Annotated in this window: 16 protein-coding genes and 3 pseudogenes; all 19 read left to right on the forward strand. The window is 37.5% G+C overall.

Annotated features, from left to right (window positions below; translation table 11 throughout):
- Positions 1-279 precede the first annotated feature (279 nt).
- Positions 280-918: a transposase gene (locus HHK02_RS08980; protein ID WP_231124832.1), complete on the forward strand. Its 639-nt coding sequence runs from the start codon at positions 280-282 to the stop codon at positions 916-918.
- A 304-nt stretch (positions 919-1,222) separates the two neighbouring features.
- Complete coding sequence (locus tag HHK02_RS08985; protein WP_231124832.1) at positions 1,223-1,861, forward strand: transposase; 639 nt, start codon at positions 1,223-1,225, stop codon at positions 1,859-1,861.
- A pseudogene (locus tag HHK02_RS08990) lies at positions 1,862-2,152 on the forward strand (alpha/beta hydrolase); the annotation flags it as partial. It abuts the gene before it with no gap.
- Positions 2,153-2,662 (forward strand): annotated as a pseudogene (locus HHK02_RS08995) (alpha/beta hydrolase); the annotation flags it as partial.
- Between the two features lie 3 nt (positions 2,663-2,665).
- Complete coding sequence (locus tag HHK02_RS09000; protein WP_099980009.1) at positions 2,666-3,877, forward strand: D-alanyl-D-alanine carboxypeptidase family protein; 1,212 nt, start codon at positions 2,666-2,668, stop codon at positions 3,875-3,877.
- Complete coding sequence (locus HHK02_RS09005; RefSeq protein WP_099980010.1) at positions 3,878-4,459, forward strand: hypothetical protein; 582 nt, start codon at positions 3,878-3,880, stop codon at positions 4,457-4,459. It abuts the gene before it with no gap.
- Positions 4,460-4,660 (forward strand): hypothetical protein, encoded by a 201-nt coding sequence (locus tag HHK02_RS09010; RefSeq protein ID WP_003670078.1) that lies wholly within the window; start codon positions 4,460-4,462, stop codon positions 4,658-4,660. It abuts the gene before it with no gap.
- A complete protein-coding gene (locus HHK02_RS09015; RefSeq protein WP_003670079.1) occupies positions 4,661-5,317 on the forward strand; it encodes a L,D-transpeptidase in 657 nt (218 codons plus the stop codon). It begins immediately after the preceding gene.
- Complete coding sequence (locus HHK02_RS09020) at positions 5,318-5,575, forward strand: hypothetical protein (RefSeq protein ID WP_181462324.1); 258 nt, start codon at positions 5,318-5,320, stop codon at positions 5,573-5,575.
- Positions 5,576-6,961, forward strand: a complete 1,386-nt coding sequence (locus HHK02_RS09025; protein WP_098035536.1) for a L,D-transpeptidase — start codon at positions 5,576-5,578, stop codon at positions 6,959-6,961. It begins immediately after the preceding gene.
- Between the two features lie 172 nt (positions 6,962-7,133).
- Entirely contained in the window at positions 7,134-7,772 is a 639-nt protein-coding gene (locus HHK02_RS09030) for an NAD(P)H-hydrate epimerase (protein WP_003670082.1), read from the forward strand.
- The gene (locus tag HHK02_RS09035) at positions 7,773-8,174 is read left to right on the forward strand and encodes a helix-turn-helix domain-containing protein (RefSeq protein ID WP_003670083.1); all 402 of its coding nucleotides are present in this window, start codon (positions 7,773-7,775) and stop codon (positions 8,172-8,174) included.
- Positions 8,175-9,452 (forward strand): histidine--tRNA ligase, encoded by a 1,278-nt coding sequence (hisS, locus tag HHK02_RS09040; protein WP_003670084.1) that lies wholly within the window; start codon positions 8,175-8,177, stop codon positions 9,450-9,452.
- Positions 9,453-10,649, forward strand: a complete 1,197-nt coding sequence (locus HHK02_RS09045; RefSeq protein WP_098035534.1) for an MDR family MFS transporter — start codon at positions 9,453-9,455, stop codon at positions 10,647-10,649. It abuts the gene before it with no gap.
- Complete coding sequence (locus HHK02_RS09050) at positions 10,650-11,270, forward strand: LVIS_2131 family protein (protein WP_003675343.1); 621 nt, start codon at positions 10,650-10,652, stop codon at positions 11,268-11,270.
- Positions 11,271-11,456, forward strand: coding sequence for an LBP_cg2779 family protein (locus tag HHK02_RS09055; RefSeq protein ID WP_085649586.1), 186 nt, complete (start codon positions 11,271-11,273; stop codon positions 11,454-11,456).
- Positions 11,457-12,401, forward strand: coding sequence for a LacI family DNA-binding transcriptional regulator (locus HHK02_RS09060; RefSeq protein ID WP_098035532.1), 945 nt, complete (start codon positions 11,457-11,459; stop codon positions 12,399-12,401).
- Positions 12,402-14,108 carry a LysM peptidoglycan-binding domain-containing protein gene (locus HHK02_RS09065; RefSeq protein ID WP_099980012.1) on the forward strand — a complete coding sequence of 569 codons (1,707 nt, stop codon included), beginning with the start codon at positions 12,402-12,404 and terminating at the stop codon, positions 14,106-14,108.
- Positions 14,109-14,327: pseudogene (locus HHK02_RS09070) on the forward strand (ArsR/SmtB family transcription factor); the annotation flags it as partial.
- Between the last annotated feature and the right edge of the window lie 3 nt (positions 14,328-14,330).

The following is a 14,330-nucleotide window of genomic DNA, read 5'->3' on the forward strand; positions in this document are numbered from 1 at the left end:
TTGTTGACATCAACTTGATGACATGATATATTAATAAAGTTGCTGATTGAGTTATCAATCAAAAGGGATTAAAAATTAATTAAATTTTCTTCTTGACAAGCTGATCTGATATATGTTATAATAAACATGTTGATTGGCTGCTTGATTAGCCAACGGGTAGACCTTTGAAAACTGAACAAAGTTTCGACGAATCAAATGTGTAGGGTCTTCAATCACGATGTGATTTGAAGTAAAACATTTGCGAAGTCAATTCGGAGAGTTAAATTAAAGAATATTCTAATGGCATCTACAGATAAACGAATATCTAAGATGAAAGCTTATAAGTATGCCGATCGATTAATCGATCTCGCCCAAAAATCATATCCGGCTGTTTCTGGTGATACCATTCAGGTTGATGAAGTTCGCTACTACGCTCGCCAATTAATTGCCTTAACCCGTAAAAAGGAAGAGGTCATCAAGCGGATGGAATCTATTGCCCAGCGCTTACCAGAGTATATCCTATACTGCTCTTTTCCGGGAATTGGGAAACAAACTGCGGCTCAGTTAATGGGAGAATTGGGCGACATTAGTCGCTTTGACAATGCCAATCAGCTTAATGCCTTTGTCGGAATTGATATTCGTCGTTACCAATCTGGAACCTATTTAGGTCAAGATCACATTAATAAGCGTGGAAACCCGATTGCCCGTAAGCTCTTATATTTTACTGTAGGTAATATGATCCGCCAACAACACGCTAATTCTAATCATATCGTTGACTATTACTATCGTTTAAAAGAAAAACGACCTCATCCCAAAATGAACAAGGTCGCCATGGTAGCTTGTATGAATAAAACTCTGAAATGTCTCTTATCCATGATTAAGCACCATGAAAAATACCACTATCGGTATACGAACTCAATGGTCCCTGTGAAGGCATAATCACCTCACAATTTTAATATACCACTAATTCTCGATTTTTGAAGAAGAACCGGGTTGGTTTAGTATACTCTTCTTTTCTAAATATTTTTCTTGACTAATCGTAGGAAAAGGGAGCGAGACAGAAGTCACTTGTGACTTCGTTTTTCGACGCGAAGCTAGCCTCTGGGAGCCCCCGCAAGCAACAATAGGCCTCTGACGTTCGGTTTCCGGACGTTAGAGGCTATTGTTGTACTGCGTATTTGCTTTTTATGAAAGTAACTTAACTTATGTCACAGCCCCTAGAGTTAAATTAAAGAATATTCTAATGGCATCTACAGATAAACGAATATCTAAGATGAAAGCTTATAAGTATGCCGATCGATTAATCGATCTCGCCCAAAAATCATATCCGGCTGTTTCTGGTGATACCATTCAGGTTGATGAAGTTCGCTACTACGCTCGCCAATTAATTGCCTTAACCCGTAAAAAGGAAGAGGTCATCAAGCGGATGGAATCTATTGCCCAGCGCTTACCAGAGTATATCCTATACTGCTCTTTTCCGGGAATTGGGAAACAAACTGCGGCTCAGTTAATGGGAGAATTGGGCGACATTAGTCGCTTTGACAATGCCAATCAGCTTAATGCCTTTGTCGGAATTGATATTCGTCGTTACCAATCTGGAACCTATTTAGGTCAAGATCACATTAATAAGCGTGGAAACCCGATTGCCCGTAAGCTCTTATATTTTACTGTAGGTAATATGATCCGCCAACAACACGCTAATTCTAATCATATCGTTGACTATTACTATCGTTTAAAAGAAAAACGACCTCATCCCAAAATGAACAAGGTCGCCATGGTAGCTTGTATGAATAAAACTCTGAAATGTCTCTTATCCATGATTAAGCACCATGAAAAATACCACTATCGGTATACGAACTCAATGGTCCCTGTGAAGGCATAAATGAAATTAAATAAAGACGGAAAACCAAATGAAATGAACGCCACATATCGTCAAATGACAGAAGTACGGCAAACTTATCCGAAAGGTCAAGTAGCTGTTCTTAATATTATTGGTGATGTTGGTAATCATTCGAACGGTACTGTTGATAATGTATCTTCATTGTCACTTAAGTATCTAGTGGCTGCTCGGGCAAAGTCATACCGTATTCTAAAAATAACAGGAAAAGATACTCAACATTCAAAACTTCATAATAATACTCAAGTTGATAAAGCATTAATTAATTTCTTATAGGTGATAGTAATTGTTATCTTGGCAATAATTGGTGATGCAGTTTGGCGTCAGCAAAAACATAGTAAATATATGCAATCAACAACGCCAACACTATTTTTCCGTGGTGGAGGTAGTAGTTATCATGCAGAAGAACACATGGTAAATGCTGCTAAAAAAGCCGGGGTAACGAGCACAGTCCTGCGAGCTGATGTTACTAATAACGGAAAAGTTACTCTTCATGGTTCAATGCATAAGGGGGCCATTAATCCAATTGTTGAGGTGAATTATGATAATAATAGGCAGTTGGATTTTAATAAGCATGGCGAATATGCGACAAATGTTGTAAAAGCATTACAGAAACGATATCGCATAACTAAGATTAATATGGTTGGTCATTCCCTGGGAAATATTTCGATTATTTACTATATGTTGCAAAACGGTAAAAATCAGAATATGCCTCAATTACAAAAACAGGTTGATATCGCAGGTCATTTTGCTGGATTGAATTTTAAACAGGTACCTGCTGCTATCTAGATGAAAAAGTTGACAGTTTTTATTTTATCTCTATTCATGATGCTAATGGTAGGAAGTCAATCAGTGTTAGCAAATAATCGAATTGATGCTTCTGCAGCGATCATGGCTGATGCTTCAACAGGGCAAATTATCTATAAGCAAAATGTAGATAAGGCTCTTCCCGTGGCATCAATTACAAAATTATTAACTATTTTGGTAATAGAAGATGAAATCCAACAGAAGCAACTTTCATGGGATACTCAAGTAAAAATAACTCCTGAAATTGCGGCTATTTCTAATGATGCTGCTTATTCTTCAATCGGACTAAAATCTGGTCAATCTTATTCAGTTCGGACATTAATCAATGCAGCCCTTGTAAAGTCAGCGGATGGGGCGACTGTCGCACTTGCAACAGCTACCGGGGATGGAACCGATGAATTTAATCTTAAAATGATGCAAAAAGCCAAAAAAATTGGAATGACTAAGACAAACATTGTGAATTCAGTTGGATTAGATAATGGAGATATGAAAAGTTTTAAGTTAGCGGATCTCCCTAATAATGCTGCTAATACGATGAGTGCACGTGATGTTGCTATTTTATCGCAATACTTTGTAAAACATTATCCTGAACTTTTGCAAATTACAGCACAAAAAGAAGTAAAATTTCAAATAGCGAAAGATCAAGTTAAGACTGAAAAAAATCTTAATAAGATGTTACCAGGAGAACAGTACGCTGTAAAAGGGGTAACGATTGATGGCTTGAAGACGGGGACTTCTGACAGTGCGGGAGCTTGTTTTGCAAGTACAGGTAAGTATCAAGGACATCGCATTATTACTGTTATTTTACATTCAAAAGGGAGCAATAAAGACAACCGATTTAAGGCTACGCAGGATTTATATGAGATCCTTAAGACAGAGGACCATTTACAAAAAATAAAAGTTCCATTATCAGTAACAACACGTAAAGTAGCTAATGGTGTTGAAAAAACAATGAAACTCACGCCACAATATGTAACTATTTGGAGTCCGTACGATACAAAAACGAATTATACAATTGGAACACAATATAAAAAGAAAAAACTAGAAGCACCTATTTGGAAAGGTGAACGTGTTGGCAACTTAAGGATAACGAGTGATCAATTAGAAACGCTTAATGGTGAACCATTAACTTACTCTCTATATAGTGCTAATGATGTTCGACGGGGAAACTTTTGGCAACGTCTTCTACATTAAATGAATAAAGAACTTAAATCGCTGCTTTTCATCTCAACTGGTCTATTCCTTATTTTTGTTCTAATTTTTAATCTTTATACATATAATGCTGCTAGTTTTATTCCCCAAGCTAGAAAAACAAGTCAAATTCTTAGTCAAAATCGGCTTCGTGCTCCTAATATTCACCGTTCCTCTGAAAATTGGGCATACCCTAAGATCGGTAACGTTCCTATTGAATTGATCGCCATCAAACAAGCAAAAAGGATTCTAGTTATCAACTCAAATAAGCGCCAAGTTATTTACATTATTCACGCACAGATTAATCTACCAGCACAAAAAAATTCTTTCCGCTTACTTCACGCTCGGGGGCAGCAAATTTATCATATTAATGGTTCCCAGCAAGCCATCGCTAAGAATTGGTTAGGAATTACTAATGGGAACTACATTGAAACCCCCGTTACAGATATGAATAATCATCAGGTCTCACGAAATCTACGAAAAGCACCCAAAATTGAAAATACTATCCAGGTGTCAATCCCCGATGCTAAATGGCTGCAAACTTTACCTGAAAACACACCCTTAATAGTTAAGGAGGACTATTAAATGATTTCACGCCTAAAACATGGACGGTTTTTTAATCACTTACTTGGAAGTAATCTTATTTTGCTAATTATAATTAGCTTTTATAATCTTCTTACATACTTCATCCCATTAATCAAAATTTCAATCATTCAAATAATTTTATTCTTTCTAATAATTGACCTACTCTTGATTATCTTTAAGATTTTAGCGCTATACAATTAGTTGAACTTACGAGTAAAGCATTGGATTTATGGAATATTTTGCTTATTAGTAGCAATAATTGCAATTGGTCCAGAATTACGTGCTACTTCGAATGCCCATCCCCAAAAAGCAGTAGTTGAATTGCAAGTAAAAGAAAAACCAACACAAGAAAAGAAAATCGATAATAGTGAAAGTCATATGCGAACCCCAATTGATTGGCATAAGTCCTCGGAAACAGTTCCGTATCCAGATTTGAATAAAGTGAAGGACTTTTGGATTAAAGTTGATTTAAAAAATAATCGGACATATTTGTATGATGGTTCAAAAGTCATTTATACAATGTATAGCACAGGTGGAATTTATAAAAAGGATCCTAAAACTGGTAAACTGAAAAGTGTGACCCCGACAGGAACATTTTATGCTCAACAAGAGCGAGGAGATAGCTTCTTTAATCAATCGTTGAAAGAGGGAGCTAATTACTACGTTTCTTGGAAGAATCATGGAGAATACTTGTTCCATAGTGTTCCGACTAAAGCAGATGGAAAATATAATGAACAAGAAGCTGCTAAACTTGGAAAAACACAGGGTTCTCACGGGTGTATTCGGCTTTCAGTGCCAGACGCTCAATGGATGGAAAAGAATTTGCCAGTTGGTACTAAGATTGAGATTGTCGGCTAAATGACATCATTTTTTTCATTCATATCAAATATTTGGTCATATACCATCAACCATAAATGGTCAAAGGATATTTTACGAGCCAACATCCTTTTTATTCTTTTAGTTATTGTTTACGATCTTTTTCACTTTTCATTAAAAATAATTAATTGGCGGATCTTTTTTAAAGTATTTCTGCTATTAAATATTTGTTTGTTTTTTAAGTTCCTTTTAGAGGAGTTCCTTTTAGATGGTATTGATCGCTATTTAAGAACACGGTAAATGCATTCATATATTAAATACTGGATAGCAGGAATAGGAGCATTATTAATTATAATGATTGCGGGGATGACTGTTCACCAGAAAAATCATTTCAATAAAAACGTAACCATCAATAACATTGCCGTGGGAGGGCTAACAGCCAAGCAAGCTTTTGATAAGGTAAAGGGGACCTCAGGAGCAACCAAGGTATATGTTGACAATAAGCTAGTTTACCAAACTAAATCCATGCAGGCTAATTTTAGCAATAATGATGAACAAAAATTTAATCAAGCACTGAAAAAGCAGTTTACATTTTTCCCATCATATAAAGCAACGAACTTATCAATAAAGCCAGATAACTTTGATCAAGATTCGTTTAATATTGCGAAAAACAAATTAACTAACGAGGTACATCAACTCAACACAAGTCGTAAAGCTCCCGTTGATGCTTACGCGGTCTACCAAAATGAGAAAGTTTCTGTAGTTCCTGCAGTTAAGGGTAATAAATATGATTTACAAAACGCTGTTAATCAACTAAATAATCAAGCTGGAAGTACTAAAATTAATATTACTTTACATAAGGAACAGCCGATTGCTGCAAATAGCAAAACCGTTAAGAATGAGGAAAAACAGTTAAATAAGTTAAAAGGGAAGAAAGTTACTTACCTCGTTCAAAATGAAAAGTATAACCTCACTACCAATCAAATTATTACCCGGGCAACCTATCAAAACGGCAAGTATCATTTCGACACTACGGCCTTAAATAAACAAGTAAAGAAAATCAATGAGAAACATGCAACTCTTGATAAGCCATTTAAATTTAGAACTCATTCTGGAGCAGAAATTACCACTACAGCTAATGGTTCCTATGGTTGGAAAATTAGCGAGAAAAAAGCTGGCAATTCATTAACTAAAGCAATTATCGATGGCCGCCAAGAAGTTGATGGCGAGCACGATATTGAAGGAAAAGGCTATAACACTGCTGGACTCGGCTACAATGTTACATCCAATAATGGTATTGGCGACACTTATGCTGAGGTTTCATTAGCTGACCAACGAGCTTATTTCTACAAAGATGGTAAATGTGTCCTTGAAACAGATATCGTTAGTGGGACTAATAACGAAGGCAACAAAACGCCAAAGGGAGTCTGGTATATCATGTACCAACAAAGTCCTTCCATTCTCCGTGGACAAAACGATGACGGATCAAGTTATGCAAGTAAAGTTAATTATTGGTCGCCGTTTACTTTAACGGGATGTGGCTTCCACGATGCAAGTTGGCGTCATAATTGGTCCAAGACTGCTTACCTAAGCGATGGTTCGCACGGCTGTATTAATATGCAACCAAGCGTGGCTGGCCAAGCCTTCCATGATTTAAAACAAAATGAACCCGTTATTATTTATTAAAGGGAGCGAGACAGAGGTCACTTGTGACTTCGTTTTTCGACGCGAAGCTAGCCTCTGGGAGCCCCCGCAAGCAACAATAGGCCTCTAGCGTTCGGTTTCCGGACGTTAGAGGCCATTATTGTACTGCGTATTTGCTTTTTATAAAAGTAACTTAACTTATGTCACAGTCCCTATGACTGATAAAATTGTTACTTCAGAAGAAATGCGACATTACGATTCTTACACCATTAATACAATTGGTATCCCTTCCCTTGTGTTAATGGAACGAGCTGCATTAGCCGTTCGTGATGAAATTTTGCATGCTTTTCCAATCGCGCTAAAAGATGTGGTAGTAGTTGCCGGTAGTGGAAATAATGGCGGGGATGGAATAGCCATTGCTCGGTTGCTGCATCTTGCTGGTGTCCATGTAACAATCCTCAATATAGGTAATCCTAAACATGCGTCTGCTGAACACCAAACACAAGAAAAAATCGCGCAATATTATCAAATTCCCGAAACCTCTGATCTCGCTGTCCTTAATAAGGCAACATTAATTGTCGATGCAATGTTTGGAATCGGAATTGATCGTGCAGTAAAAGGAGCTTATGCCGACGCGATTAATGCCATTAATAACACTGATGTAGTTGTCGTTGCAGTAGATATGCCATCAGGAATTAATACTGATACTGGAGAGGTAATGGGGACTGCCGTCAGAGCTACTACAACCGTAACTTTCGCCTATAATAAAGTTGGCTTAACCAAGAATGCCGGAAAAGATTACGCAGGAAATATTGTCGTCGCAAATGATATGGGAACCTATGCAGTAGACTGAGTGGAATTAACAACCAAATTATTTATAGATGTTAAAAATTTTGAAAAATACCAATCAATGTTAAAGTACCAAGTACACATTGAAGAAGAACGTCATGGTGATTATTGCTTACCAGGTTTTCCTGATCGTCACAATTTCCACCGCCTTCTCCGGATTTTACGTAAACATGATGACGGTTTAACTAGCAAACAACTAATTTACGACTTCGATTACCGGCCAAGTGACCTCGAAGATGCTACTAAAGCATTAGTAACAAACAATTTGTCAACTACTACCCCAATTAACGAGGAAGACTACAAAATTCAACTTAACACTGAAGGTATCGAAGTTGCTGATAATCTGCTAAAGCGCCGTGACAAAATTACTGAAGCTGCTTACCACACATTAAGTGAAAATGAATAAATGGATTATCAAAAGCCAAAGGGAACTGCAGATATCTTACCAGGAACTACAAGTATTTGGGAAAAAGTAGAACAAAATGCGCGCGAAGTTTTTAACCAGTTTGGATATCGCGGAATTCGAACACCGATGTTTGAAGATTACCATGTTTTTTCACGGAATGTGGGCGATACTTCAGATATTGTTGAAAAAGAAATGTACGATTTTCATGATAAAGGTGATCGTCATATTGCATTGCGTCCTGAGGGAACAGCTGGAGTAGTACGGGCTTATGTAGAAAATAAGCTCTATGGTCCAGAATATCCTAAACCTTATAAAGTTTATTACATGGGGCCAATGTTTCGGTATGAACGTCCACAATCAGGGCGGCAACGTGAATTCCACCAAATTGGGGTTGAGGCATTAAACAATGAGTCACCACAGATTGATGTGGAAGTTATTTCAATGGCAATGGCGCTCTTTAAAAAGTTTGGAGTGCCAAATGTTAAATTGGTTATTAATACCCTTGGGGATAAAAAAGTTCGTGAAGATTACCGTGAAGCATTAATTAACTACTTGAAGCCTCACTATGATGAATTGAGTAAAGACTCTCAAGAACGTTTATATAAGAATCCATTGCGTGTACTTGATAGTAAGGATGAAGGCGATAAGAAGATTGTTGCAGAAGCTCCATCAATCCTTGATTATCTTGATGAAGAGTCACAAGCTTACTTTGACGAAGTGCAGGCCTTATTAAATAAATTAGGAATTGATTTTGAAATTGATACCAATATGGTGCGGGGTCTAGATTACTATAACCATACTATTTTTGAAATTATGTCAGACTCACCAGTATTTGGTGGTGGGTACACGACTGTTTGTGCAGGAGGCCGTTATAATGGGTTGATTAGCCAACTTGGTGGCCCTGAAGAAGGTGGAATTGGCTTCGGAATGGGTGTTGAACGATTAATGCTCTTACTCCAAGAAGAAAATCCTGCATTTGCTCCTCAAGACCAACTAGATGTCTTCTTTGCTAGTGCAGATCAGCAAGGGGATGAAATGGCATTTGAAGTCCTCAGTAAAATTCGTCAGCAAGGGATTGTGGCTGACAAAGATTACAGTGGGGTAAAAGTTGGTAAGCAGATCAAAGAAGCTTTCCGTCGTAATGCGAAGTACTTTGCAGTGTTTGGCGCTCGTGAAGTTGAAGAAGGAACTTTCCAATTAAAGAATGCTGCTACTAAGGATGCAACAACTATTAAAATTAGCGATTTTGTAGCAAATCCAGCAGAATATTTAAAATAAATGGAACAGCAAACGGTAAAATTAAAATGGGTTGCCCTTGCAAGTCTGTTAAACAACACAGGGGCAGCTTTTTTATGGCCGCTTACAACTATGTATCTTCATAATTACCTTGGCCAAACTCTGACGACTGCTGGCTTTGTGATGTTAATAATGTCCATTGCCATGATGATGGGAAATTATTTGGGAGGGTGGTTATTTGACCATTGGAAACAATATCAAACAGCTATTTTAGGAGTTAGCCTCTCAACACTAGCAATATTCTTATTGATCTTTATTCATGATTGGCCATGGTATGCTGTCCTAATTACAATTAACAGCTTTGGGGATGGAATCAATGCCACGATTGTTAATTCTTATGGGACGTTGGTCAGTGATCATTCTTCCCGTTATGTCTTTAATTATATTTATATGGCCTTTAATATCGGAGTTGTGATTGGAACGTTGCTGGTGGGTGTTCTTTTACCGATTAGTGTAGTGGTAGTTTTTGCTGTAGCAACAATCTTTTATGCCTTGTTAATGCTAGTAGTTGTTTTAACATTTAATGTGGCTGTAGATGCAATTAAAAATAATTCAGAGATCCAAGAACACTATCATGTTTCCCGCCAATTGCATTCGCGATGGATCGTCTTGGTTTGGTTTATTCTCATAAACTATATTACGGTTCATTTAAGTTATTCCTTATGGGAAAGTGTAATGGCAGTCCATATGACAAACATGGGGATTCCATTCTATGCCTATAGTATGTTATGGACATTGAATGGGGTGCTAATTATTATCGGACAACCACTTGTTAATAAGTTAAGTCCCTATGTTCGTTTATCAACGCAAATTATTGTGGGAATCTTTATTTTTGCCCTATCTTTCCTCCTGTTAATTTTTGCTCGGACTTTGACAGCATTTGTTATTGATTTTGTAATCTTAACAATTGGTGAAATGACTAGTTTTGCTGGCCTACCTGCTTGGATTGCTCAACTGACTAATGTCGACGAAGCTGGGCATTACCAAGGATTGCTTAATATTATGATGTCGGTTGGACGTGCGATTGGTCCATTGTACGGTGGATTTGTCATTGAAAAAGGAAGTTATCAATTTTTATTTATTTCAGTCTTTTGTCTAATGACCGGTACTCTGATTATTATCTGTCTTTATTTATGGTATTTACACCGAGTTCAACGGCGGCTTAATTTAGATAAATGAATGAGTTGGAATTGGCTAGGATGGCTATCGTGGATATGTGCAATTGCCTTTTTTTGTTATGTAATCCACTATATCCGTGTTAAACAATTAATGCTGATTGCGAAGACAAAAAAAGTATTTAAATTAAATTTAGTGATTCGTTATGTGATCTTATTAGTTGTCTCGTTATGTTGGCTCGGGGGGATGTCATATCTCACATTTTTCCGTCCAGTTGACATTAATAATCATCAACAAACACAGACTTCAATCACTTATCGTCCACTTCAAATGGGAAATAAGTCAGATGATTTCTATTATGTTTTAGCGACGCGTAGTAAAAGCGGCAAGCACCCAATTGTGTCGTATACGTACTGGGCTGGAAATGATAAATATACAACAAATTCACGGTATGGATCGGTTGCTGATGGATCGCGGATAGTTACCTTAGATGCGAGTGCTTTGCCATGGGATAAAAAGCAATTGGAAAAAGAGGATGCCAAAACAGGCCATGCTTTTGCAGCGGTAATGGATGTAAAGTATAAAAATACTGCTATTAATGGTTTAGGGTTAAAAGCAAATCATAGTGCTGTAACCTATACGCTTTTACGTGTACCTTCCTCTGATATGGTATCTGAACGTTAAATGGACAATTTGAGTGAGCTTGCTCAAGGATTGATTAACTTTGAGCGCGAAAATGACTTAAATGATAATGAAGTTGCTTTCGGCAGTCATTTATCTGTTGAACGAATTCACGAAATTAAATCATCCAATACTCCAGTAACTTCAGAAGAAGTCGAATTGCTTCAACGGTTCATGCAAAGTAAGTAAATGGTTGCTAAGTTAAAAGATGTTGCTCAATTAGCGGGGGTCTCAGTAACTACTGTTTCAAGAGTAATAAATAATTATGGTTCTTTAAGTCAAAAGACGATTGATAAGGTCCATGCGGCGATGCGAGAGTTGAATTACCAACCAAATGCCTTGGCACGGGCGATGCAAGGGAAACCATCTAAGTTTGTTGGCTTAATTTTTCCTAATTTAATTAATCCATTTTTTGCAGAATTAGCAAATGAGCTTGAACATGAGTTATTTAAAAAGGGTTATAAAACAATTATTGCATCATCGGCACAAAATCCGGAAATAGAGCATGAATACTTAAATATGTTGATGGCAAATCAAGTAGATGGGATTATTTCGGGTTCTCATAATCTGGGGATAGAGGAATATCACCAACTTACTGCTCCCATTGTTTCTTTTGACAGATATCTTGCCGATAATATCCCAATTGTTGCAGCTGATAGTTACCACGGGGGTGAATTAGCAGCGAAGTATTTGGTAGAACATGATGTAAAACACTTGGCGGTAATTGTGGATGAAGATACATCTGTTTCACCTACCATCAATCGGATTCAAGGGGCACTTGATTTTTTGAATAAACAGAAACGAGATTTTGAACCTTTAGCTATTCAACATTTGGATCTTGAGGCTACGTTTCCTGGTAATTATGATGGGGTGCTGGCTTCTAATGATGTTCAAGCATTAACGATTAGCAATCTTTACTACCAAGCAGGAAAGCAAATAAATAAAGACTTTTTTATTACAGGTTATGATGGCTCGCAATTAATTCGAAAAGTAGCGCCTTATCTTCCAACAGTAATCCAACCAATTCCATTGTTGGCACAAGAATTAATTGAAACCTTAATGAAGCGAATAGAAACACCTCATGAAAAGATAGAAACTAAACTTGTTCCGGTTGAATTTTATCAACCAAAATAAATGAATCGTCAATCTAATAATGATCCATCAACCCATTTTAAAATGTACAAAAGCGGAAAAAAATGGGTCTTCGCTGGATTAACTGCTGTTACCTTATTAACTGCTAGCGGCGCTGTTGCTCATGCTGATGATGCTTCAGTTTCTTCTGCAGAGCCTGCCGCCGCTACTACTGCCAATACACAAAATAATACAAATAGTACCGCTGATTCTTCTGCTGCCACTCAAAGTACATCAAACAGCGCCTCAACAGGAAATAGTGCTACTTCTAATGCCAGTCAAACTGTTGCCAGCCAAACCGCAGCTGATTCAGCTTTAGCACAATCTGCTGAAGCTAAACAAGCTGCTCCTGCTGCTCCAAAGGCTGCTAGTGCCGTTGCTACATCACAAGAGAACTCAATAACAGATTTAAGCGCCCTCCATTTCAGTAATAACGCTTCACAACAAGCATTCATCCAAAGTGTTGCTCCTGGTGCAATCCAAGGATGGAATGAATACAAAGTTCTCCCTTCAATTACAGTTGCTCAGGCTATCGTTGAAAGTGGTTGGGGCCATTCGGCCTTATCAACCCAGGCCCATAACTTATTTGGAATTAAGGGTTCCTATAATGGAAATTCAGTTGTAATGCGTACACGGGAAGTTTATGGTGGCCGGAGCGTTTACGTTAACGCCAATTTCCGGTCCTACGCTAACAACTCCGAATCAGTTACTGATCATGGTCGCTTTCTCAACGTAAATAGTCGTTACCGTAACTTACTTGGCGATACTAACTATGCATCTGTTGCAAATAAGCTTCGGCAAGACGGCTATGCTACCGATCCAAGCTATGCTAGTACCTTAATTCGTTTTGTTCAGACATATAACTTAAATCAGTTAGATGCCGTTGCCCTTTCTGGGAAAGTTGTTACGAATAAGCAAACTGAAAGTGCTCAAACTCCCGAAACTAATGTAACTGTTTCAAACACTGGATACTACACGGTTAGAGGCGGAGACACCTTATCACGCATTGCCGGACAGTTTAATACAACTGTAAATAAACTCGCCACCTTAAATGATATCCACAATGTTAACCGTATTTATGTTGGTCAACGGCTCTTGGTTCGTCAACCTGCTGAACAACAACAGCAACAAACAACCCCTAAGCGAACTGAAACCAATACTACCACTAATAGTAATACATACACCGTTAAAAGTGGCGATACCCTTTCAGGAATTGCTGGTAAATTTAACACCACTTATACTCAATTAGCTCAGCTTAATCATATTAGTAACCCTAATGTGATTCATGTAGGGCAAGTATTAACGCTTCATCAAACTACAGCTCAAAATACTACTAACCATCAAGAAAGCCAGCAAAATAAACAAGTTACTACTAGTGCTAATGGCACCTACACCGTTAAAAGTGGCGATACCCTTTCACAAATTGCTGCTCGTTTTAATACCACAACATCTGCATTAGCTTCAACTAACCATATTAGTAACCCTAATTTAATTGAAGTTGGTCAACAATTACGGATTAACAATAGTGCTAGTGCTCAAAAAACCACTTCACGCCACTCCAATACTAACAATGGAAATTACGTAGTCCAAAGTGGTGATTCATTATCAAAGATTGCCGCTTATCATGGCTTAAACTGGCGATCAATTGCAGCTAAAAATAACATTCAAAGTCCATACACAATCTTTGTTGGACAACATTTATCACTTTAGGTGATATTTATTGTGGTAGACCGTTGGACAACAGATATTCCAAATGTTAATAAAATCAGTCAATTATTTAAATTACTAGGGAATCCTAAAAGATTACAATTATTATATTTGCTGATTCAACATTCAATGAGCGTTTCAGAAATTAGTATGAAGTTGAACTGGGAACAATCGGGGGTTTCTCACCAGCTGCAACTATTGAGAAAATATAATTTAGTTCAATAA

Source organism: Limosilactobacillus reuteri, assembly GCF_013694365.1.
Taxonomy (GTDB): domain Bacteria; phylum Bacillota; class Bacilli; order Lactobacillales; family Lactobacillaceae; genus Limosilactobacillus; species Limosilactobacillus reuteri_E.

Coding starts and splice junctions, on each gene's coding strand:
- HHK02_RS09050 (WP_003675343.1), top strand. CDS start 10,650: ATGAGTTGGAATTGGCTAGGATGGCTATCGTGGATATGTGCAATTGCC.
- HHK02_RS09055 (WP_085649586.1), top strand. CDS start 11,271: ATGGACAATTTGAGTGAGCTTGCTCAAGGATTGATTAACTTTGAGCGC.
- HHK02_RS09000 (WP_099980009.1), top strand. CDS start 2,666: ATGAAAAAGTTGACAGTTTTTATTTTATCTCTATTCATGATGCTAATG.
- hisS (WP_003670084.1), top strand. CDS start 8,175: ATGGATTATCAAAAGCCAAAGGGAACTGCAGATATCTTACCAGGAACT.
- HHK02_RS09020 (WP_181462324.1), top strand. CDS start 5,318: ATGACATCATTTTTTTCATTCATATCAAATATTTGGTCATATACCATC.
- HHK02_RS09045 (WP_098035534.1), top strand. CDS start 9,453: ATGGAACAGCAAACGGTAAAATTAAAATGGGTTGCCCTTGCAAGTCTG.
- HHK02_RS09065 (WP_099980012.1), top strand. CDS start 12,402: ATGAATCGTCAATCTAATAATGATCCATCAACCCATTTTAAAATGTAC.
- HHK02_RS09030 (WP_003670082.1), top strand. CDS start 7,134: ATGACTGATAAAATTGTTACTTCAGAAGAAATGCGACATTACGATTCT.
- HHK02_RS09025 (WP_098035536.1), top strand. CDS start 5,576: ATGCATTCATATATTAAATACTGGATAGCAGGAATAGGAGCATTATTA.
- HHK02_RS09060 (WP_098035532.1), top strand. CDS start 11,457: ATGGTTGCTAAGTTAAAAGATGTTGCTCAATTAGCGGGGGTCTCAGTA.
- HHK02_RS09005 (WP_099980010.1), top strand. CDS start 3,878: ATGAATAAAGAACTTAAATCGCTGCTTTTCATCTCAACTGGTCTATTC.
- HHK02_RS08980 (WP_231124832.1), top strand. CDS start 280: ATGGCATCTACAGATAAACGAATATCTAAGATGAAAGCTTATAAGTAT.
- HHK02_RS09010 (WP_003670078.1), top strand. CDS start 4,460: ATGATTTCACGCCTAAAACATGGACGGTTTTTTAATCACTTACTTGGA.
- HHK02_RS08985 (WP_231124832.1), top strand. CDS start 1,223: ATGGCATCTACAGATAAACGAATATCTAAGATGAAAGCTTATAAGTAT.